Below are 21,316 nucleotides of genomic sequence, written 5' to 3'. Positions count from 1 at the left end.
AGGTTACATTAATAATAATTTATCTATTAATCCATTATCCAAATCATTGAGGTAATCGGTCAATACAATACCTATACCTGCTAAATCCCTGGTACAAGTGCCTTTTAATACCTCAGCATTAATTACCGCAATCCAGAAATTATATTCCGTACCTGCAACAGACAAGTCGAACGTTCTATGTAGTTTTTTGAAGATATAGGCCCACTCACCTAACCCATTTATACAGGTTAGGGGAAGAGGTGAATTTAATAAGTCTTCTCTCTTACTATATAAATCATTCAATATAAGCAACGCAAAGTCTTTCTGATGCTCATTTCCAATTTGTAACAGGATAAAGCATAAACGTAATTCGAAGAATAAGTACTCACTCTCATTATTCAAACGTTTAAGATCACTTCTCACTCCTACTATCCAGTCAGCAAAGCTGGATAACCCGGCATCTATGCCAGTGATTTGAGGAAGCAACTTCCTGAACTGTATTAATATTTTAACAATGTTGGTAATTTGATCGAGGATACGTAAGATCATGCTTCCATTCGCCCGTGTTGCGCCAGCACTAAGATATTCCATAATACCATCCATGTAAATGCCCAGTAATTTACTATCTGCCATAAGTGAGTGTACCTGGTGGAGATAACCTTTGGCCCTGGCATCAGGTAACCTTTCATACGCATATGGCACCGCCCCTAAACCTCCCTCCCAAAAATCATAATGTCCCTGAACAATAGACCGGAGAGATGATATATATACCGGCGTATCAATTGATTCACTCAACTCCCCGGCATCAATAGCAATGACGCCGGCATTCATCATGTAATTAATAGACAGGGCGACGCCAAAACTACCATCCCTGAAAGAAATGTCCTCCATCCCGGCATAGGCCTCGACAGCGGCTGTAATGAGTTCCCTGCTTTTTTCCAGATGAGATTCATTTTCGGAAGTTAAGTACAGCTGATGGTAAAAAATACTCAGGCCTGCACTACCACCTATCAATCCATCACCACTGGCACTTATTACACCTTCAATTTTCTCTAAAGCCGGCAATAATGCTATTTTATTTTTTTGCATTTCAACATTTCATTAAGAGATGGCGACCGATAATTAAAATCATATATTCTGAAACGTTGCTCAATATCACTCCAACCTACGCGTTGCCATGCCAGATAAGGGTATATAACGTAACAGGGATATTTCTGCTGAAGAAATGCATAGTAAACGTCCACAGGCAGCTCACATTTAGTCAGGAGTTCTATAAGTTCATCATAAAAATGAGATTGTATGCCAATCGCATGTGCCATGAGCATATTTGACACTTTTAGAATACCTGGTATAACCTCGGTTTGAGTGCCTTTTTCATTACCACCGAGATAAAGCAGCGACCAATCATCTGGCAATCCATCAATAGAGTCGAAAAACCTGTTTTGGATATCATCAACAAACTGAACGTCGTCCTCCAGGATTAGAATATTACTATAGTTGTGTGCTTTCGCTGCTTTTATAACCTCAAGATGAGATAACAGGCATCCAATTCTACCGGCTAACCTCACCTTATAATTATTATCATTCACTTCCAGGCCCATAGTTCCGTAGTCATTAAATGCTATCGGGATGCCTTCAATCGCCTCAAACCTTTCTACGCCCTTAATTTCATGTTTATCGAACTCCACCAGGCATTCTGCCCATCTATCACTGCGTGAGGAAAGATTTATACAATAAATATGATCAAAAAAAGAGTTTAAAGAATTAATCATATGGCATTACCATTAATAAATAAAAACTGCTGCTGACAACTCAGCTTAACTTCATTCTGACTAACCTGTTTAAAACACTATCTTCTATTCTCTCCAATAGTATTGAGATAGAGCCTTTGCAACAATCTCATGTCTTTAGTTACAACTTCTGCACCTGCTATCAGTCCTTCTCTGAATTGTATTTTTTTGCTGAAGGTCGTTTTTAAACCATCTGATAACCTAACCCTTGCCAGGTAACCACTATCTGTATTAATGTCACTTATAAATTCGATCTTTCCTCTCAATTCACCATATTCCTGGTAAGGGTAAGATGGGAATTTCAGGTTCACATCCTGATTAACCTCCACCTTTCCGAGATTAGTCTGAGTAATAAATACCTCTGCGAAGTATGCTGAGTTTAATGGGTTTACAAAACAGATTACCTGGTTACTCTGCAATTGTTGGTTTTCCTGGAAAAATTCAGCAAATGTTACTTTCCCGTCTACAGGAGACACGAGCAGGTATTTCTTCTGCCAATCCTCAATCTGGCTTTTTAACGTATTGACAGACTGTGAAAATATTGTTTGTTGCTGGGCGATTGTATTCTCCAATAGCTGAATCTCTTTTATCTTCTCATTCTGCTGCATTTCATTATTCAACAACTCAGTTGAAATTTGAGACACTTCAATTTTTTTACTGATTAACTTGCTTTTCTCACTTCTAAAGTTGAATTCGGAGATTACTCTATCTGCCTTCAGCGTTTCATTGGCTTTAAATGTACTCTCAGTCAAATCGAGGTCCTGTTCAAATAATGCCTGTTGCTTTAGCAAGATGGCATGGGCCTTTTTATAGTTAGCCTGGTCATACAACAATAACTTCATCTGCCGGTCGTAAAACCCATCCGGCAGGTATTGCCTGAATACCTGATATGAATTTATAAATGACTGATAAGACTGCTGCAACTCGCCAAGATTCTTGAAGCCTGCTAAGTCAATGGCCAGGTTGCCTTCGAATTTAGACGTCCTTAATTGCAATAAGTCGATTTGTTTAACCAGTTTAATGACTTCTTCATGGTTTGCGGTACTTTCAACAAAACCGAGTACTTTTCCTGTTTTAACGTATTCGCCCTCCTTTGCAAATAATTTTACCAATTTTCCATTTACGATCGCTATCACACGTTTGGGGGCATTTATAGACTTAAGTTTGGCTTTGGCAAAAACGATATCAGGAGCTTTCACAAACCAACTGGCAACAACAAGGCTAACAAGGATCAATAAAAGAAACATAATCCCGAACCGGATAAGAAATCCGGGCCTGTTTGAAATTATTTCCTGAAATGAGTCAGAGATATTTACGCTATCTACGGCTTCGGTATCATGAATAGTTTTTGCCATTATAATATATCAATTACCAAGTTCCAACTGATTTTTTACTAGCTCGTAATATTTCCCTTTCAGATTAGTTAACTCCAGGTGATTACCCTCCTCAATTATTTCCCCATCATTCAACACGAGTATTTTGTCTGCGTTTTTAACAGTACTTAATCTGTGAGCCACAATTACAACTGTTCTTTGTTTAAAAAAGTCAAGTAAATTATCCATAATGACTCTTTCATTATTGGCGTCCAAAGCATTAGTCGCCTCATCAAAGAAAATGAATTCAGGATCTTTGTAAACCGCCCTGGCAATTAAAATACGCTGTTTCTGGCCAGCGCTTATGCCACTACCTTCTGCACCAATTTTGGTACTGAACCCCATTGGCATGTTTTCTATAAACTTCAGGATATTAGCAACCTTGCAGGCGTGTAGTAATTTTTCCCTGTCAATGTTTTCACTTCCGATGGCAATATTTTTCTCTATGCTGTCACTAAATATAAATCCATCCTGCATAACACTTCCCGTAATGCTACGCCAATAATGATTATCAAGGTATTTCAAATTGGTATTTCCAATGTTTATTTGTCCACTGTAATTTTGAAAAAACTTAAGGAGAAGTTTCAATAACGTAGTTTTTCCACTTCCACTCATTCCCACTATCGCCGTTATCTTTCCACTGGCAAATTTTGTTGAAAGGCTTTTTATTACAGGTTGTTTATTTGTGCCTTCATATTCGAAATTAAGGTCTTCAATCACAATATCTCTATTATCAGATGAGATATTAATAATTGTTTCACCACCGGATTGTTCATCATCCAGTTGATAAATTTCATTCAGTCGTTCAATAGAAATTTTTGCATCCTGTGACTGCCAGGTAAACTGAACCAGTTGTGTAATAGGGTTGTTCAACTGTCCAATCATGTACTGAATGGCCAGCATTTGACCTAATGTTAATTCACCCCTTAGCACAAGGGTTGCAACCATGTATGTAATGAAAATATTCTTCCCTTCATTTATAAATACAGCTCCAATTTGCTGGTATTGAGATAATGAAAGCGCTTTGTAGTTAACCTTAAATAATGAGGCCTGTACACTTTCCCATTCCTGCCTCTTCATCTGCTCCGCATTGTTAAGCTTTATCTCCTGCATGCCAAGAACAAGCTGCATTGTCAATGAGTTTTCCCGGCTTAAAATTTGAAAGTTTTTATGGTCAAGACTTCTACGATATTTCAGAAAAAAACGTATCCAAAAAAAGTATAACAAACTTCCAGCAAAAAAGATAGTGAATACAGTTAGGTTATAGTATAACAAAACTATCGAAAAGGTGATAAGACTAAATATGGCAAATATGGTCTGGAGTGCTGTGCCGGTTAAAAAGGCTTCAATACGTTTGTGATCGCCAATTCTCTGAAAGATGTCTCCGATTTGTTTACTGTCAAAAAAGTTTAATGGCAACTTCATCAGCTTAATCCAATAGTCGGATAAAATGCTTAGATTAATATGAGTGCTCATGAATAACAATATCCTGCTTCGCAACAATTCAATGGCCGTTCTTGCGAAGAACAATGTGAACTGGGCTAACAGTATAAGTTGAATGAAAGTGATGTTATGGGTATTGATACCAACGTCAATAATACTTTGTGTAAGGAAGGGTAATGCCAGCTGCAGGAGATTGCCCAGTATCAACCCTAGGAACAATTGTATTACCTGTGCTTTATACTTTGTAGTATATCTTGAGAACAAGCTCCATCCTACGACTTTACCACCTTCATTTTTCAATTCATAAAACGAAGCAGTAGGCTCAAGCAACAATGCGAAGCCTTTTTCAACACCTTCATTTTTTAACGATATCCAATGCTTTTTGAATTCCGCCCTGGTATAGGTTACAAGCCCCTGTGCCGGATCAGCTATTACCAGTTTGTTTTTACTGATTTTTGGGGTTACAACTACAAAATGAGCCTGGTCCCAATGAACGATGCAAGGCTTATCTACATCTTCCATTAGTTCTTCAAAGGTAATAGCGGCGTTAATTGATCTTAAACCAACCTTTTCTGCTGCGGTGCTTAATCCTAATAAAGAAACACCTGATCGTGTTATGCCAGTGTATTTTCTAAGGGTTTCAAGTGAAATACTTTTCCCGTAATACTTAACAATCATTTTGAGACATGTAGGGCCACAATCCTTCTTGTCGAATTGCTTAAAATATGGAAAGCCTTTCATTAAAATCCATTTTTCGAAGTTGACAACGGGTCAAAGGTGTGCAATAATTTTGTCTAACGGGTGAACATTTATAAAGTCGATAATGAAATACTCAAAATATACTCAATTTGCAATTCAGTCCTTACTCGTACAAATTATATTTTTATCCGCAAATCGTACGTACATTAAATTAACATTAATTTGAACTATAAAAAATATTTATGCATTGAACTAATGATTACTTTGGAGTATTGTTAACTTAAATATACCCATAATGTCAAAAGAAGACAAAAAACCCGAAAAGCTCAAATTAAGCAAGAAAACCATTTCAGCTTTAGATTCAGCTACAGCCAGCCGCGTAGTAGGTGGCGATGACACTATCACCCGTCTCTGGACACCAACTTATTGCAGCATTCCGACACAAGTATATTTGTGTCCTACCAGCGTACAAACAGGATGTGCCAGTTGCTAATCTTTGGGACTGCTTTCAAATCGAAAGCAGTCTGATTTTCAACTTCGCAACTCATGCAGATTTAGGATACCAGCAGGCAGTTATCCCATTCCGATAATCCGTTTAACTGGGTGATTAACACTAACCCGATACCAGCTACGCCTTCCAGAACACCATAACAGTTTCTCCACCGGTGAATTGTTTTCTGGTCTTTTTCGTAGAAACGGTATTGACGAAAGCCGGCAGGACCGCTTTGATGCCTTGCAAGTGCTAGCGTCTTTTCAATCCATAATTCTGAAGTATCCTGAAATTTAGTTATACCTGTCAGATTATAATAGGATTTGAATAGGTGAGCTACTCCCGAGGAGCCATGACAAAAGCAGGCATCAAGATATTGGTAGTTGAATGATTCAAATCGCGTAGTTGACTTCGTCATCAGGTCTGTGGCTTGGGTTTGCCATTCTGTAATACCGAAATCCCGGCCACATTTCCAAAGGACGTTTGCAATCATCAGATCACCGTAACACCATGATAGATTAGTAGGGATAGGGTTCCGACGCAGGTCGTCCCTCACATTTGAAGGAAAGGCTGACACACTTTTCATATCGGTGATCCTGCAACTCCTGGTAAATTCTATTCCTCCGGTTATTAATTTTTTAGTTTCCTCAGGAAACAAGCCTGCCTGGTTAATTCTTCTAAGAGTTTCAACAATAGAAGGAATGCCATGCGCAAAACCTAAATTATATAATCTTGCACCTGCTTTACCAGGGTTGTTGAGAAAATCTGAATCCTCCCATTTTAACCCGGATTCATCTATAATTTTTATTCTATCGATCTCATTAATGAAATGTGAAATGAATAGCCTTGCCCGTTCTGTATGTACCCTTTCCAATGCGTATAAAGCTGCACCAATGCCACCGTGTAAAAAATCATACTTCCCGATACTCAGACAGTCTTCAGAAGTATGATATATCATATCATCCAGCTGTTCAAAGATATCCTCATCATAAGGACCAATAAACCCTTTTTTGAGTAAGTAATTAATTCCCCATGCAACACCTGTAAAGCCACTGCAAAAGGAATGAGTTATCAGCACCCGTGATAAACGTTTTATTGTTGTATCAATAATAGAATTGCACTTCTTTAAGAAAGAGCTATCACCAGTTAATTCGTATAGGTGTGCGTAAAAGATGGCGATACCAGTAGATCCCAGTAATAGGGACAAATCGTTAACTTTTTGTTGGGACAATGAGGATTCAATTTCAAGGATTTTCTCAAGAATACCTTTCATAAGTAATGATTAATTAACAAACTGTATTGAGTCAAAACGAAGGTAAATAATAAAAGTTGCTCAGCATGATTAAAAAACAAGCATTCATTTTGGCGGGTGATTTTCTTATAAGAACGCCGGTTTCACCCATCAATAGATTGGACCTCTCACATAACGACCTCAAACTCTTTGCACACGAACTAGCAAAAGATGATTTCTTTCTGGATGCAATTATAGCTTCCTCATCTGAAGTGTATGAAAGATTTGCCGAATGGAATAAAAACGGGTTCGACAAACCTGATAATGAGTTAAAACTACATTTAACACTTTTAAAGTACTGGATCAGAATGGCTAGCAGATGTACTCCATATGGAGCGTTTGCGGGCGTTGCTCCGGGATTAACCGGCAATAATACAAACCTGAATATACAAGGCCGCGACGAGCATATATTTAGTTCAAGAATTGACATGGGCTGTCTATCAGCAATCATCGAAGATTTAAATAATCGTAATGAGGTTAAAAGTCATGTAAGATATTTCATCAATAACACTATATATAAAATATCAGATCATTACAGGTATATTGAATTCAAAAACACAGGCAAACGTTTCAGGTATGCTATATCTGAAGTAGAATTCAATGAATACCTTGAGCTGGTGCTGAACAAAGCTATAGCCGGGTGTACGATTGGCGAACTGGTTGAGATACTCACTCAGGAAGAAATTTCGCAGGAGGATGCATTTGACTTCGTCCTGGAAATTATTGAGAGTAAACTACTGGTAAGCGAACTGGAGCCACTTATTACAGGAAATGACCCTTTGGAAACCCTGATTCATAAGATAAATAATATCCCATCCCTGGATGACATCGTAAATCGACTGAAAACTATTAAATCCATACTTTCAACAAGTAAATTGTTAAGTGTTAATGAACATAACCAGATATGTAGTCAATTAGAAAAAATTACTCCCGGATTTGTAAATTCCGCAATTATCCAAACCGACCTGTTTCTTTCAGGAAATTTTTCACTCAAGAAAGAAGTTCTTGAAGAAATCGTTCGTGACGCTACGAAGATTTACATGTCCAGGGCACAACGATATAAAGGCACGGCCATTGAAGCCTTCATAAACAGGTTTATGCAACGCTTCCCGGGACGGGAAATTCAATTAGTACTAGCATTGGATATGGAATACGGAATTGGGTATGGAGATTTTACAAATGAAAGAACAGACAAACCCAACCTTTTAAATGAGCTCGAAATTTTGGAAAATGAGCATATCGAAGACCCTGTTTACATGAACACCTACAAGCGTTTCCAGTTAAAAAAGCTGCATGAATCATTGGTAAATGGTGCGCGCGAAATCATGATCACCAATGAGGAAATGGACCGACTGATAAAAAGCGCAAATGTAGAAGCGCACGATAGCATGTCTATTTTTGGTTCCTTATTGGGGAAGAGCCACGAGGACATAGATAAAGGCAACTATAGCTTTTTTCTTTCTAACTGCGGCGGCCCTACATCATCAGTATACCTTGGCAGGTTCTGCTTAGGTAATGAACGTATCTTAGAAATGGTTAAGACACACCTGTCAGATGAAGCAGCCATGGAACCAGATTGCATTTTTGCAGAGATCGTTCACAATCCAGAGCCAAGACTGGCGAATGTGACAACACGACCAGTGTTAAGGCAATACGAAATTCCTATAGTAACCCAGAGTGCGGTAGAAAGTGCGAATAGGATTGCAATATCAGACTTGTATATTTCGATTGAAAACAGAGATATCATTCTTAAAAGCAAGTCTTTAAACAAACGTGTTATTCCGCGCTTGGCCAATGCCCACAACACGAAAAATAGTACTATTCCCGTTTATAGATTTTTATCCGATTTACAATATCATAACTATGCTCCCAGGTATTTTTGGGATTGGGGCGAACTAAGCGAATCCCCATTTTTACCACGGGTCACGTTTGGAAAAATTATATTATTCCCAGCGCAATGGCAATTAAAGAAAGAAGATCACGAAATATTAAAAGATTTTGATGCTTCTGAACTGGAAAAGTACTTTAAAGAAATTGCATCGAAGTTAGGTCTGCCAAAATTTGTTTTGATGGCAGAGTCGGACAATTACCTGGTGGTCGATATTGAAAATGGAAGTTGTTTATCCATTCTAAGGAACGAGCTGCTTAAAAAGGGGACAATATCTCTCAGGGAGTTTTTTGCTACACCAGACAATTGTGTGGTAACCGATAAAGATGGGAATAAGTACTGTAACGAAATAGTTATACCTATAAAGAAAAAGAACAAAGATACACCCCGGCGGGCTTTAAGGGAGATGCCCTCAATTAAACCAGAGTCATTTTCCCCAGGCAGTCAATGGCTCTATTTTAAGGTATATTGTGGAACCAAGACAGCTGAAAGACTGATGATAGAAGTAATTTCACCATTGGTTTCAAATCTGCATGAAGAAAAAATAATAAGCAAATGGTTTTTTATCCGGTACCGGGACCCTGAGCATCATCTTCGTATAAGATTTCATGTATCACAACCTGAAAAGATCGGAAACGTCCTTTCCCTCTTCAATAATTATACAAAACAATATTTAAAAGATGAGTTAATACATAATATCCAATTAGATAGTTATATCAGGGAAAATGATAGATATCTGCCATTTAATATAGAGCTTTCTGAAGAACTATTCCATTTTGACAGTGATGCAATGCTAAAAATTGTCGGACTCCTAAATGAGAGTGGTGATGAGCGCATGCGCTGGCTTATTGGAATGCGCGCATTAGACATGTTTTTGAATGAACTGGAATTTAACCTTGACGACAAAATTAGCCTGCTTACAAAACTCGAACATAACTTCGCTCAGGAATTTTTAAGTCATGAATTGTTAAGAGCAAACATGAATGCGAGATATAGACAGGAAACCAAATCGATCTTTAATGTATTGGACTATACCAGTGAACACAATCCATTGGTTGAAATGGCTATCCAGATATTCCATGAACGATCACTAAAAATGGCACCACTATTGTCAACAGTTAAAGAATATCGCTCAGCCTTTAAAGACATAGATCTTTCGCCCTTCATAGCGAGCCATATACACATGTTTTTCAATAAGCTGTTTGATTCGAATCCAAGAAAACAGGAATGGGTAATTTATAATTTCCAACTGAGATATTATAAATCAAATTTAGCGATCGCCAAATCAAAACTTCATAGGTAAACTACAAGAAATGTCAGAAAACCCTTTGGATTTGCAGGCACCAAGTGGTTACACCAGTATAATTTCGCACCTGGTTGCACAATTGACCATGACAAAATATGTTATTGTACAAAAAGTTAAGCCATTAAGTGTCGATAACCTGGATGCCAGAATAGTAAATCATGCCAACACAATTGGTTTGCTATTGAAACACATGATAGCCCTGGAAAAAAGAACACAAACAATAGTTTTTCTCAACCGCGACCTGAACGAGTTGGAAAAAACAATCTGGAATGAAGCGTTCTCCCCCAATCTATCTTTAAGTATTACAAAAGCTAATAGTATTGAATACTATTTAAACCTTTGGAAAGACGTTAGGAATTTTACCCTCGAGCATCTTAAAGCAGTCGATGATGCGTGGTTGTATAAACGTCCACATGGGTATTTAGCAGGATTGGGGAATAACTATTACTGCATATTTCACTTCATGGAAGATCAGATAAGCCACTATGGTCAGATCAAAAGTATGATCAAATATCTTTAAACAAAGAGATAATACAAAAAGAAGGTTGTATGTCTTCATGATGGAGATTAAAAAAGACTCAGGAATGAAAAAGATCCAAATGAAAAAATAAATAATGATATCCCTATTCTACTTGTTTATGAAGAAGCTCATAAATATGTACCTAACAGTGATTTAGCTAAGTATCACTCTTCTAAAAAATCTATTGAAAAATAGCTAAAGAGGGCAGAAAATATGGAATTATGTTACTTCTCGCAAGTCAACGGCCTTCCGAAATCTCAGAAACAATATTCTCCCAATGCAATAATTTCATAGCTATGCGTTTAACAAATCCTGTTGATCAAGGCTATGTAAAAAAACTTCTTCCGGATACATTAGGGACTTTAATTGATACAATGCCATCGCTAAAACAAGGCGAAGCTCTCCTTGTTGGAGAATCTATTATATTACCTTCTATAGTTCAAATTGATAGATGCACCAATGAACCGTCTTCTAATGACATACCTTACTAGGAATTATGAAAAGAAGAATGGAAAAATATGAGCATCTAAGAAATTAAGAATGAATGGTATAGTTAAACGTATAGTTAGGCGCATACTTAGCTTCGAAAACAGATTACATACTCCAGACTTTCGTGGATCATTTTAGAAGAGCTAGAGGGATTTTCCTTGATAAATCTCAGGATTTCAGTTTGATGGTTATTTGCCATTTTTATACATTTTTCATTTCAAGCCCAAAACACAGACAAATGTAGCCCAAATAACGCATTATTTGGGCTACAATCAGCCTATAAATGGGCTTGAAATTAATTGGGAATGGATTTTCCTGTCAAATCGCATATCCCTATTCCCGAAGGCTGCAGATTCTCCTTAATGACCTGCTTATTAATAAGTGGAATTAACTCCTTCAGTTATATAATGAGTTTCATGTATATCGTAAACTTTATTTAAAGATTGCAAAATTTCATGTATATCGTAAACTCAATATTATTGTAGTTTCTATGCTAAAAGTGTTGCATAAAATGAGGCAAAGTGAGGAAATCCTTTGAAGCAGGCTTAATTTGTAACAAAATAAGCCCATTTTAACCTATTATTTGTAACAGAATAAACCCATTTAAAAAATGAGCTTATTCTCTCTAATGTTCGTTTTATCATATTACCGGATTACAATCCAGAAATTACATAATATTACCGGATTACAATCCGGAATTACAATAATATTGCTGGTTCTAAGGCTTTTATTATAAAAATATTCTATTTCAAGACCGACAGAAAAGGCGAGTACTAAATAAATCCGCAGGAAATAGCTGATACAGTAACCAAACTGGTAGAGATGTAGCCTGGTACAAGACCATTTCACACCACTGTGAACCGCATTACCGATAACCTGGAGCAGGAGTATGCAGATACAAAAACATCGTATAACCAAGAATGGATAAAACGCATGGGCTTGGGCAAATGGTTGTAAGCGTTGAAATTTTAAGCGATATGGCCGTTTCGACAGTAAACAAACAATTATATGAAATAAAGAAGAGGGTGTTAGACACCCTCTTCTTTATTATTTTCTATCAACAGGGCGGTTTGCATGTCTCAAAAATGGTATAGAAACACCACATCCCCCGTGTAAGCTGGCTTTGCCTTACCTTTAATACTGAGAGTCGCACCAATTATCACTTTCGTGACACCTCTTAAATCGACTATAGAATTGAGTTTCGCTTTCAATTGAACTTCGTCGTTCACAAGCACCGCCTGACCAAATTTAAAATGCTCTATACCGTAGTTTATTTCCATTTTAACATTGCGGATTTCTGCAATTTGCTTCCATAAATAGGGAATTAACGCCAACGTCAAATAACCATGGGCAATAGTGCTCTTGAAAGGCCCTTCATTTTTTGCTCTTTCCTCATCGCAATGGATCCATTGATGATCAAGCGTTGCATCAGCAAATTTATTGATCTGTTCCTGATCTATTTTATGCCATTCAGAACTGCCTATTTCTTTACCCTCGTATGCTTGATATTCTGCAAAACTATTGACGATTACCATATTTTTTTGTTTATTATTTAAAGTTAAAAGAGCCTGAATAAACGAGTTTATAACCTACTCCTATTTCTTCATGTATCCAAACATTATTTCATTTTCATCTTAAAAACCCAAGATTTAACAGAATTTTTAGTTTGAGTAGTGACTGTTCGATGTAAGCTGTATAAGTCTCTATAGGTAGATCGCCCATTGTTTTCATATGCATTTCCCTGATCCTATTATACGATATTCTGTTGCACCAACCACGGTAAATAATCAGGGAGTTGTGTACCCAAATAGTACGGAAGATTCATTAATAAATAAGGCTTTTTATTGGGGGTGATTGCTTTTTCAATAGAGAAGGTACCACCATAAATTCTGATAGCATAGGGATGATCAACAGCATCTATAAATTGATGAAGTGACCGGAGTGAACCTGTGCTACCTGATTTTATCTCTATTGGAATTAAAAATTCACGATACACCTGTACCAGGTCTATTTCCGCATTTGATTGTGATTTCTCTCTTACCCAAAAAAGCGGATTGTTAGGAGATACTGTTTGTAGTGATATGAGCTCCTGTGTAATCAAATGAGGGATCACAGCGCCCTTATAGGCACTACTTAAATCATCCATACCCAACATCTGCGCCTGAATGGATAGCGTATAATTAACAAGACCGGCATCCAGTATCTGAAATCGCGGTGATTTTTTAAGATCAGCCCTGGGTGGTGGCAGCAAATCTGTGGTGGGATAAATTAAACGGATAATTTTTGCTTCTTCCAACGTTCTGAATGCCTCACTTACTTCTCTGGACCGGTAGGAGGAATTGCCAAATCCCTGGAATTTAACCCGCTCGTCTAAATAAAGAGGAGCAGTATCCATAATATGTTTGATGATCTTCCTTTCATTATCACTGGTTGTATATTTCTCTACATCATTTTTATACGTTCCCCATATACTTTCATATATTCTTGTAAGATCTGCCAGGTTATTTTTATCAATATCTGTTTTAATGATTTCGGGCATTCCGCCAATAATAGCATATCGATGAAATTGATCCATTAAGACTTTATGAGCAACTGGTTTTACAGGAACTGTTTTTAGCTGTTTAATGAGAGACTCCCTACCTACAGCTACCAGATATTCTTCGAAATTCATTGGATGGAGATATAAAAACTCTACCCTTCCAACAGGAAAACTTTTTACTTTTTGAATGGCAAATTCTAATAGTGATCCCGCACTGATAATGTGTAAGGCGGGTATTTCTTCATAAAAGAAACGTAGCAACTGAATAGCTTTCGGGCTCTCCTGTATTTCGTCAATAAACAACAATGTATTGCTTACCTCCAACAAAGGAATGTTATAGGTTAAAAACAGCGATTCACAAATTGTTTTTACATCATCAAAGTCCTCAAAGTACCTTCTATCAGCTGCTTTTTCCAGGTTAAGCATGATAAAATGAGAGTAAGACCTGGCAAAATCCTTTACCAGCGTTGTTTTTCCAACTTGTCGTGCGCCTCTGATAATCAGTGGCTTACGGGTAGGGTTAATTTTCCAGTCGTGGAGATATATTTCGACACTTCTTTTAAAAGCCATAATTGATTTGTCATAAAACAAGGGCAAATTTACGCTTATTTTGTAATAAAACAAGCCCATTTTAGTCGACAAATTGTAACAAAACAAACCCATTAATATTAATATGTTGTATATCAATATTTTATAAATAAACATGATAAAAAACTCACTATAACCAGATTCGGGCTTTAATTTACTATTAGCCTTCCCTTTCAAGAAAGTTTGACATTCATCTACTGACACTTGTTTCAAAAAATAATTTCTCTGCGTATATTGTCCCTCCGGGGCTTGCCCTGATACGATATATTACAATCCAATAATTGCATGAGAAGGCTGCCTTTTATTTTAACTTATCTGATTCTTGTATTTCTCTGGTGTGTACTATTTTACAAGTTCCTCGCTCCTGTAAAGGAATCTCAACTCATTCTGCTTCTACTTGCAGGAAGTCTTTTTTATAGTCTGATATGGGGGATATTCATTTCACTCTTTCAACGTATTGTGGGATGGAAAGGATATGGTATGTTATTGATCCCTATTGCTATTATGATCGTCTTTTTCCTGGGTATGGCCAAATCGACGTTCTTATTTATGGGTGGACTAATCCTTATAAGCGAACTTGTGTCTTTAGCTAAAATCTTTTCATACAATCGTAAAAAAGGGAATTAGCATCCACAGTTCAGCTTAAAATGAACTGTTAAGGTTTCAGCGATTACTGTTAAGAAGAACTTTAAGATGCTGTTCAAAATGCTTCCCTACAGGTATTTCTTCACCCTCAATGGTAATTATCCTTTGCTTTACCGATTCAATGCGGTTTACAGGGACTATGTAAGAACGGTGTACCCTTATAAATTCTTTCTCACTCAGCTTTTCTAACAATGTCTTCATGGTCATCCGGACAACTATTGGCAATTGGTTCTGCAAGTGAATTTTCAGATAATTATCCAGGCCCTCGATAAATAATATATCAGTCAGTACAACCTTTACAACACCATAATCAACTTTTAACATTAAATGTTTTGATTGTTCTGCAACCGTTGCGTGGTGAACCAGATTATAAATCTCTTTGGCCTTTTCAACTGCCTTTTCAAACCGGCTCAGCGTAAACGGTTTTAGTAAATAATCAACCGCATTAAGCTCATAACTCTCCAATGCGAATTCACTATACGAAGTGGTAAATATCAGCATTGGTTTATATGAGAGTGATTTGTAAAAATCAATCCCTGAAACGGCAGGCATTTTTATATCAAGAAATAATAATTGAACTGGATTTTTCTCAAGATATTGTAATGCTGCCTTTGTTTTAGTGAACCCTTTTTCAAATTGAAGGAAATCAATTTTCTCGCAGAATGCTTCAATTAATTCAAGAGCCAATGGCTCATCATCTAGTGCAATTGCTTTAATCATGACAACTGAAGTGAAAGAGTGACCGAGTATGTTTCTTTATTTTCACTAATCTGCAAGTTATGCTTTTCAGGATAAAGATGCTTCAACCGCTCACTGGTATTACTCATGCCAATACCTGTAGAATGATTCCCGGATGAACTTTGTACCTTTTTATTAAATACATATAATCTGATCCCGGTATCAGTAATCTGCAATGTTATTTCCACTATACAATCATCCACATCAGGATTGATCCCATATTTAAAAGCATTTTCAATATAGGTAATTAATATTAACGGAGTAATTTCCTTATTCCCCGGATCCCCCGAACATTCAAATCGAACATAGGTTGTATTTCCAAGCCTGGCCTTTTGCAGTTCAATATAATTCCCGATGTAATCAATTTCCTTTTGTAAAGGGATTTTATAATCATTAGCATCCTTAATCACATAACGCATGAGACCAGCAAGATGAATGATCGCCTCACTTGCCTTATTATCTTTCATTACCGATAAAGCATAGATACTATTAAGTGTGTTAAACAGGAAATGTGGGTTTATCTGTGATTTAAGCGATGATAACTCTGCTTTCAACTTCTCCTCCTTTACTTCAGACAAATGTTCTCTGGTCCTTAAAAGGAAAGAAAAAAAAGTGGCTGTAAAAAACAGATAAAGATGCCGCCGCAATTCGTCATACAAAAAGAAAAATGGGGAACGATTATGTGGTGGATGTGGAATATCTATATTGCCTCTGTGTGGAAGAAATTCATGAAAATCATGCTCCATTCTGAGCAAATGGGTTACTATGACATATGGAAGTACAAACGCTATGGTTAGCGAAAGCAATACACAGGATATGTATATAACATATTTGTGATTGAAAAAGAGCCTGGGGATGAAAATATAGTAATTGAGGTAAAAAAAACAGAGCAGCATACAATTTGCGATCGTATCCTGAACAAAAGGTCTGTTCAATTCAAAAACAGACTCTCCCGGAGGTCTGAGAAATACAAGAATAGGAACTACTATAAAAAGAAAAAGAAAAAAAATATGTGTCGTTATACCTCCTTTTATCTTTTTGAACATCTCGTCCTGTTTGGATACAAAGATCATTTTTATTTCCCTGCTTATATTAAGATTGTGGCAAAATATAGCTCCGGAGGGGTGATAATTCAAATAAAACCCCGGTATTAAATCAGAAAATTAACTTATAGATATTATTAATTTTTATAATTTTACTATTTCATAATAATGTATAACCTATATGAGATTCATTTCCCTGTACGCATTAGCGTCTATAATCCTATTTATATCAGCCTGTAAGAAGGATGACCCTTCACCTGAACAACCTGCTAGCATCGATTACACCACAGTAAGTTTTACCTATGATAAGTTCGGCTCAACTGAACTGTATTATATGCTTTCGAGTGTTAATCCCGGGGCAAAAATAAGCACCGGTAAATCCTCCAGCTCTTTCAGTTATGAATTAACCGGTAGCAATGGATTGAAAAGAGCATCAGATACCCTTATAAAAGGCAGTGGCACACTAGATGGAGCAGGTAATACCACCCTCCCATTATGGGGATTATGGAATTATAAGGATGGAGAGATTACCTTGAAAGTACACTTCACTGCAACGGATTCAACTATACAGGTAAAAACACAAAAAATAGAGTATCAGATCAGGAATTACCGGGATTTCATGTATATGAGCCCTTTCGGTACTGCTGATACTTCCGACCATTTCGTACAGGTAAATGACATCGCTTTCCCGGATACGGTATTTACAAAAGCACCATGGAACTCATACTTACTTGGAAGTTATGATGGGAAAGGATTTAAAATCACCAATCTCACTATTAAGTCTCCCGGAGCAACTTCCAACGAAATTGCACGTATTGCCTTATTCGCAGGCGCTGATAGCGGAAGTGTATTGAAAAACATACGACTGGAACTCTCTGATGCCGGCATTACATCTACTGGACAAGTTGAGTGCGGCGGATTGGTTGCTTTTGCCTCTGGTTGCACTATCAGCCAATGCTCTGTAAAAGGAAATATCCTGATCCCAAAAGATGTATCCTCCTTTATAGGAGGTATTTCCGGTCATAATAACAAAGTTACGATGACTGGTTGTTCTTTCAGAGGACGCATCACCGGAAGTAATGTCGGCGGATTAATGGGTAGCATGGGCACATCCTCAGTAATAAATATGTGTTATGCCTATTTCTCATTTGATTCCTATGCGGTTGGTGGAATCGGATCGGTGTATTCACCTTCTTCCGTTTTAAGTATTTCCAATAGTTATGTAGTTGCTCATGATTATACTTCACCAACATTTGTAGCTATAGGCCCTGTACAATATGCAATGACATCAACAACTGTTACCAATTGTTTTGCAAATGCAGGAACAGCACAGACAGGAGTAACTATTTTTGCTTCTACTACTGACATTAATACTAACCTCTCTACATTTACAATAGCCAACTGGCCTGCAGAAGCAACAGCCCCTGCAGACAAAAAGCCTTATAAATATGATACGGACCCTACTGCTCCAATGAAATTGTGGTGGGAATAATCAGGAATCTCTTGTATATAAAAGGGGAACAATACGTGTATTGTTCCCCTTTTTATTACTTTTAAAGTATGGAAGCAAAAGAAATATTAAAAGAACATATAGCTAAAACAGCTTCATTAACTGATGAGCAGTTCGATTATTTCTTTTCCCATTTTAAACTGCTATCCTACAAGAAAGGACAAACCGTAATTACGGAAGGGGATAAAGTTGACTGTGAATATTTTGTACTCTCAGGATGCTTAAAGGCGTTTTTTATTAATGATGATATCAAAATGTACATTTTACAGTTTGCCATGCCCACCTGGTGGACATCAGACTATAACGCGCTTTACAATAACTCCAGAGCAACTATAAATATAGACTGCATCACAGATGTAGAAATACTTTGCCTTTCAGGCGCCGACAGAGAAAAACTCTGTAATGAAATACACCAGGTAGAACATTTCTTCCGGTGGAGGACAAACAGAGGCTATGTGGCTTCTCAAAAAAGATTGTTGTCATTTATGAACAACGATGCCAGGAAACGGTATGAAGAACTTCTGGCATTATATCCTCAGCTATATAACCTCGTTCCCAAGCACCTGATCGCTGCTTATCTGGGTATTAGCCGGGAAACATTAAGCCGGCTTTACAGCGCTCATTAGAATGTGATGTACATCACGTAGCTATCTTCCCTTTCCTTCCTTCCTTTGTGTTGTAATAAAAACACAAACAAATGGGAACACAGAAATTTGCTGTAACAGGCACACAAAGCAACATCGAATGGACCGGCAGAAAAATAACCGGTTCGCATAACGGGACTATCGCTATTAAAGAAGGTTACCTTGACCTGAATAATAGCAAGCTCACTGCTGGCAGGTTTATCATTGATACTACTTCCATTAAAATACTGGATGTAACGGATCCTGCTACTAATGCACAGTTTGCCGGTCATCTGGCATCTGATGACTTCTTCTCTATTGAAAAATTTCCGGAAGCCGTTTTGGAGATTACTCATGTTATTGATGAACACATTGAAGGAAATCTGGTTATTAAAGGTATCAGTCAGCCTGTAGGTTTTGATGCTGCTATCACTACTAATGGCGATACCTTAACCGCATCAGGTAAACTTGTGATCGATCGTACCAAATATGATATGAAATTTCGCTCCGGTAATTTCTTCAAAGACCTGGGTGATACCCTTATCTACAACGACTTTGATCTGAATGTAAACATCACCGCAAAAGCTGTCTGACAAGACGGCTTTTGCTCAAAAAAATTAGTTATGCCATACGTAAAAATCGAGGTTACACGCGAAGGTGTTACCCGCGAACAAAAACAACAACTCATTAAAGGGGTGACAGATCTTATTGTGGATGTATTAAACAAAGATCCTCATCTGACACATGTGGTTATTCAGGAAATAGAACTGGATGACTGGGGATATGCCGGAGACCAGGTATCTGTTTTAAGAGAAAAAGGGATCACCGCTAATAAGAAATAAAATGAGGACTTTATTATTAACTGCTTTACTGGTTTGCAATCTGCTGGTCAGTAAAGCACAAAAAAACAAGGCAATGAAAACTGATTCATTGGCGATTTCGCAAGCGCTGGAGAATTATTATTTCAAGGGAATATATGAAGGAGATCTTGCGCTTTTACATCATATCTATTATCCCGGCACATTACTTTTCGGAGATGTCAAAGGTCAGCCTTATGCCAAAACACTTGATCAATATCTTGATGGTGTAGCGCATCGTCAAAGTCCGAAAGATTCAGGCAAGCCATTTAAAGGAGAGATTTTATCTGTTCGTGTCATCAACTCTATCGGAGTAGCAGAAGTGAAAGTGAAAATGTATGATTTCCTTTATCATGAGTTTTTATCTTTTCATAAAATTGATGGTACCTGGCTGATTGTAAATAAAATGATCTCTGACGTTAATCAATAAATCATGTGGTATAATACTAAAGCCAAGGAAATACTGGGAATTGAATATCCCATCCTGCAAGGGCCTTTTGGAGGTAACCTTTCCACAGTAGAGCTGGTAGCTACAGTATCCAATGCCGGTGGACTCGGTGGTTATGGGGCTTATACATTGAGTCCGCAGGAGATTATTGATGTAGACAAGCAGATAAAAACTGCTACTGATAAGCCTTATAATATTAATCTCTGGGTGTCTGATAATGATGGTTCAACTATCACAGATGAGCAATATAATCGGGCCAGACAGTTATTCCAGCCTTACTTTGATGAAGCAGGTATTCCTTTGCCGGACAAGCCCGCCCCATTTAGTTCCAGGTTTGAAAACCAGCTGCAAGTGATACTGGATATTCGACCGAAGGTGTTCAGCTTTATATCTGGTGTGCTGTCTGCTGATGTTCTGGAGTTATGCCGTAAACGGGGGATTATCACTGTCGGTGCTGCCACTACATTAGATGAGGCACTTGTATTGGAAGCGACAGGTGTTGATATGATCATTGCTTCGGGTTTTGAAGCGGGTGGACATCGCCCTTCGTTCTTAGCCTCTGCGGAGGCTTCCACTACGGGGACCTTTGTATTGCTGCAACTGATCAGGGAGAAGGTAAAAACGCCTGTTATTGCCGCGGGAGGCATTGCCAATGGCAGAGGAGTTGCTGCCGCGCTTATGCTGGGAGCAAGTGCGGCGCAAATAGGCACAGCCTTTCTGGCTTGTGATGAATCGAATGCTTTGCCTATACACAGGCAAATGTTATTCTCTGAGGCGGCTAAATACACTACTTTATCCCGGGCTTTTACCGGCAGACTTGGCAGGGGACTTACCAGCAGGATTGCCAAAGACCTGTCGGGCAAAGAATTCCTGCCATTCCCTTTGCAAACCACCTTCATGTCTCCTCTGCGAAAAGCAGCCCTGGACCAGCAAAAATGGGATATGATATTGTTCTGGGGAGGACAGATCGCACCGATATTAAAACACACCAAGGCGACAGCGCTGATGCAATCCTTAATTGAAGAAACGACTGATTATTTAAAATCAGTATTGTAGT

At 37.8% G+C, this 21,316-nt stretch carries 20 protein-coding genes; 11 read left to right on the top strand and 9 right to left on the bottom strand.

What is annotated here, in order from left to right; translation table 11 throughout:
• Window positions 1–3: 3 nt before the first annotated feature.
• The 4 genes from BMW86_RS13630 to BMW86_RS13615 all read right to left on the bottom strand — a co-directional run bounded on the left by BMW86_RS13630 (window position 4) and on the right by BMW86_RS13615 (window position 5,326).
• Entirely contained in the window at window positions 4–1,068 is a 1,065-nt protein-coding gene (locus BMW86_RS13630) for a glycoside hydrolase family protein (RefSeq protein ID WP_089782297.1), read from the bottom strand.
• Window positions 1,050–1,751, bottom strand: a complete 702-nt coding sequence (locus tag BMW86_RS13625; RefSeq protein WP_089782296.1) for a glycosyltransferase family 25 protein — start codon at window positions 1,749–1,751, stop codon at window positions 1,050–1,052. Before BMW86_RS13625 ends, BMW86_RS13630 begins: the two co-directional genes overlap by 19 nt.
• 77 nt (window positions 1,752–1,828) lie before the next feature.
• Complete coding sequence (locus tag BMW86_RS13620; RefSeq protein WP_089782295.1) at window positions 1,829–3,124, bottom strand: HlyD family secretion protein; 1,296 nt, start codon at window positions 3,122–3,124, stop codon at window positions 1,829–1,831.
• A gap of 9 nt (window positions 3,125–3,133) precedes the next feature.
• Complete coding sequence (locus BMW86_RS13615) at window positions 3,134–5,326, bottom strand: peptidase domain-containing ABC transporter (protein WP_089782294.1); 2,193 nt, start codon at window positions 5,324–5,326, stop codon at window positions 3,134–3,136.
• 253 nt (window positions 5,327–5,579) lie between these two features.
• Here BMW86_RS13615 and BMW86_RS13610 point away from each other — a divergent pair, with 253 nt between their 5' ends.
• On the top strand, window positions 5,580–5,777 hold the full coding sequence (locus BMW86_RS13610) for a hypothetical protein (protein ID WP_089782293.1): 198 nt from the start codon (window positions 5,580–5,582) through the stop codon (window positions 5,775–5,777).
• 61 nt (window positions 5,778–5,838) lie between these two features.
• Here the strand turns inward: BMW86_RS13610 and BMW86_RS13605 are convergent, their stop codons facing one another.
• Window positions 5,839–7,047, bottom strand: coding sequence for a lanthionine synthetase C family protein (locus tag BMW86_RS13605; RefSeq protein WP_089782292.1), 1,209 nt, complete (start codon window positions 7,045–7,047; stop codon window positions 5,839–5,841).
• A 65-nt stretch (window positions 7,048–7,112) separates the two neighbouring features.
• Here BMW86_RS13605 and BMW86_RS13600 point away from each other — a divergent pair, with 65 nt between their 5' ends.
• The 3 genes from BMW86_RS13600 to BMW86_RS33010 all read left to right on the top strand — a co-directional run bounded on the left by BMW86_RS13600 (window position 7,113) and on the right by BMW86_RS33010 (window position 11,270).
• Window positions 7,113–10,256: a lantibiotic dehydratase gene (locus BMW86_RS13600; RefSeq protein ID WP_089782291.1), complete on the top strand. Its 3,144-nt coding sequence runs from the start codon at window positions 7,113–7,115 to the stop codon at window positions 10,254–10,256.
• Window positions 10,257–10,266: 10 nt separating this feature from the next.
• Window positions 10,267–10,779 (top strand): mycothiol transferase, encoded by a 513-nt coding sequence (locus BMW86_RS13595; RefSeq protein ID WP_089782290.1) that lies wholly within the window; start codon window positions 10,267–10,269, stop codon window positions 10,777–10,779.
• A gap of 296 nt (window positions 10,780–11,075) precedes the next feature.
• The gene (locus tag BMW86_RS33010) at window positions 11,076–11,270 is read left to right on the top strand and encodes a hypothetical protein (RefSeq protein ID WP_218149143.1); all 195 of its coding nucleotides are present in this window, start codon (window positions 11,076–11,078) and stop codon (window positions 11,268–11,270) included.
• Window positions 11,271–12,347: 1,077 nt separating this feature from the next.
• Here the strand turns inward: BMW86_RS33010 and BMW86_RS13585 are convergent.
• The 4 genes from BMW86_RS13585 to BMW86_RS32810 form a co-directional block, all read right to left on the bottom strand.
• Window positions 12,348–12,803, bottom strand: a complete 456-nt coding sequence (locus BMW86_RS13585; RefSeq protein WP_089782289.1) for a MaoC family dehydratase — start codon at window positions 12,801–12,803, stop codon at window positions 12,348–12,350.
• 215 nt (window positions 12,804–13,018) lie between these two features.
• On the bottom strand, window positions 13,019–14,377 hold the full coding sequence (locus tag BMW86_RS13580) for an ATP-binding protein (protein ID WP_089783675.1): 1,359 nt from the start codon (window positions 14,375–14,377) through the stop codon (window positions 13,019–13,021).
• A 681-nt stretch (window positions 14,378–15,058) separates the two neighbouring features.
• Window positions 15,059–15,760: a LytR/AlgR family response regulator transcription factor gene (locus tag BMW86_RS13570; protein ID WP_089782287.1), complete on the bottom strand. Its 702-nt coding sequence runs from the start codon at window positions 15,758–15,760 to the stop codon at window positions 15,059–15,061.
• Window positions 15,757–16,356 (bottom strand): sensor histidine kinase, encoded by a 600-nt coding sequence (locus tag BMW86_RS32810; protein WP_177189260.1) that lies wholly within the window; start codon window positions 16,354–16,356, stop codon window positions 15,757–15,759. Before BMW86_RS32810 ends, BMW86_RS13570 begins: the two co-directional genes overlap by 4 nt.
• 57 nt (window positions 16,357–16,413) lie before the next feature.
• Here BMW86_RS32810 and BMW86_RS32805 point away from each other — a divergent pair, with 57 nt between their 5' ends.
• The 7 genes from BMW86_RS32805 (at window position 16,414) to BMW86_RS13535 (ending at window position 21,315) form a co-directional block, all read left to right on the top strand.
• Window positions 16,414–16,575 carry a hypothetical protein gene (locus BMW86_RS32805; RefSeq protein ID WP_177189259.1) on the top strand — a complete coding sequence of 54 codons (162 nt, stop codon included), beginning with the start codon at window positions 16,414–16,416 and terminating at the stop codon, window positions 16,573–16,575.
• Window positions 16,576–17,002: 427 nt separating this feature from the next.
• A complete protein-coding gene (locus tag BMW86_RS13560; RefSeq protein ID WP_089782285.1) occupies window positions 17,003–18,313 on the top strand; it encodes a hypothetical protein in 1,311 nt (436 codons plus the stop codon).
• Window positions 18,314–18,381: 68 nt separating this feature from the next.
• Entirely contained in the window at window positions 18,382–18,957 is a 576-nt protein-coding gene (locus BMW86_RS13555) for a Crp/Fnr family transcriptional regulator (RefSeq protein WP_089782284.1), read from the top strand.
• Between the two features lie 71 nt (window positions 18,958–19,028).
• On the top strand, window positions 19,029–19,547 hold the full coding sequence (locus BMW86_RS13550) for a YceI family protein (protein ID WP_089782283.1): 519 nt from the start codon (window positions 19,029–19,031) through the stop codon (window positions 19,545–19,547).
• A gap of 30 nt (window positions 19,548–19,577) precedes the next feature.
• Window positions 19,578–19,796, top strand: coding sequence for a tautomerase family protein (locus tag BMW86_RS13545; protein WP_089782282.1), 219 nt, complete (start codon window positions 19,578–19,580; stop codon window positions 19,794–19,796).
• Between the two features lies 1 nt (window position 19,797).
• Complete coding sequence (locus BMW86_RS13540) at window positions 19,798–20,241, top strand: nuclear transport factor 2 family protein (protein WP_089782281.1); 444 nt, start codon at window positions 19,798–19,800, stop codon at window positions 20,239–20,241.
• Window positions 20,242–20,244: 3 nt separating this feature from the next.
• Window positions 20,245–21,315: an NAD(P)H-dependent flavin oxidoreductase gene (locus tag BMW86_RS13535; protein WP_089782280.1), complete on the top strand. Its 1,071-nt coding sequence runs from the start codon at window positions 20,245–20,247 to the stop codon at window positions 21,313–21,315.
• Window position 21,316: the final 1 nt, after the last annotated feature.

The organism is Chitinophaga sp. YR573 (assembly GCF_900110995.1).
In the GTDB taxonomy this organism is placed as follows: Bacteria; Bacteroidota; Bacteroidia; order Chitinophagales; family Chitinophagaceae; genus Chitinophaga.
This window is presented reverse-complemented; position numbering and strand designations above follow the sequence as displayed.

What these genes read in the sequence shown, in the direction of transcription:
- BMW86_RS13630 (WP_089782297.1), bottom strand. Translation starts at nt 1,068, where the DNA reads ATGCAAAAAAATAAAATAGCATTATTGCCGGCTTTAGAGAAAATTGAA.
- BMW86_RS13625 (WP_089782296.1), bottom strand. Translation starts at nt 1,751, where the DNA reads ATGATTAATTCTTTAAACTCTTTTTTTGATCATATTTATTGTATAAAT.
- BMW86_RS13620 (WP_089782295.1), bottom strand. Translation starts at nt 3,124, where the DNA reads ATGGCAAAAACTATTCATGATACCGAAGCCGTAGATAGCGTAAATATC.
- BMW86_RS13615 (WP_089782294.1), bottom strand. Translation starts at nt 5,326, where the DNA reads ATGAAAGGCTTTCCATATTTTAAGCAATTCGACAAGAAGGATTGTGGC.
- BMW86_RS13610 (WP_089782293.1), top strand. Translation starts at nt 5,580, where the DNA reads ATGTCAAAAGAAGACAAAAAACCCGAAAAGCTCAAATTAAGCAAGAAA.
- BMW86_RS13605 (WP_089782292.1), bottom strand. Translation starts at nt 7,047, where the DNA reads ATGAAAGGTATTCTTGAGAAAATCCTTGAAATTGAATCCTCATTGTCC.
- BMW86_RS13600 (WP_089782291.1), top strand. Translation starts at nt 7,113, where the DNA reads ATGATTAAAAAACAAGCATTCATTTTGGCGGGTGATTTTCTTATAAGA.
- BMW86_RS13595 (WP_089782290.1), top strand. Translation starts at nt 10,267, where the DNA reads ATGTCAGAAAACCCTTTGGATTTGCAGGCACCAAGTGGTTACACCAGT.
- BMW86_RS33010 (WP_218149143.1), top strand. Translation starts at nt 11,076, where the DNA reads ATGCGTTTAACAAATCCTGTTGATCAAGGCTATGTAAAAAAACTTCTT.
- BMW86_RS13585 (WP_089782289.1), bottom strand. Translation starts at nt 12,803, where the DNA reads ATGGTAATCGTCAATAGTTTTGCAGAATATCAAGCATACGAGGGTAAA.
- BMW86_RS13580 (WP_089783675.1), bottom strand. Translation starts at nt 14,377, where the DNA reads ATGGCTTTTAAAAGAAGTGTCGAAATATATCTCCACGACTGGAAAATT.
- BMW86_RS13570 (WP_089782287.1), bottom strand. Translation starts at nt 15,760, where the DNA reads ATGATTAAAGCAATTGCACTAGATGATGAGCCATTGGCTCTTGAATTA.
- BMW86_RS32805 (WP_177189259.1), top strand. Translation starts at nt 16,414, where the DNA reads ATGCCGCCGCAATTCGTCATACAAAAAGAAAAATGGGGAACGATTATG.
- BMW86_RS13560 (WP_089782285.1), top strand. Translation starts at nt 17,003, where the DNA reads ATGAGATTCATTTCCCTGTACGCATTAGCGTCTATAATCCTATTTATA.
- BMW86_RS13555 (WP_089782284.1), top strand. Translation starts at nt 18,382, where the DNA reads ATGGAAGCAAAAGAAATATTAAAAGAACATATAGCTAAAACAGCTTCA.
- BMW86_RS13550 (WP_089782283.1), top strand. Translation starts at nt 19,029, where the DNA reads ATGGGAACACAGAAATTTGCTGTAACAGGCACACAAAGCAACATCGAA.
- BMW86_RS13545 (WP_089782282.1), top strand. Translation starts at nt 19,578, where the DNA reads ATGCCATACGTAAAAATCGAGGTTACACGCGAAGGTGTTACCCGCGAA.
- BMW86_RS13540 (WP_089782281.1), top strand. Translation starts at nt 19,798, where the DNA reads ATGAGGACTTTATTATTAACTGCTTTACTGGTTTGCAATCTGCTGGTC.
- BMW86_RS13535 (WP_089782280.1), top strand. Translation starts at nt 20,245, where the DNA reads ATGTGGTATAATACTAAAGCCAAGGAAATACTGGGAATTGAATATCCC.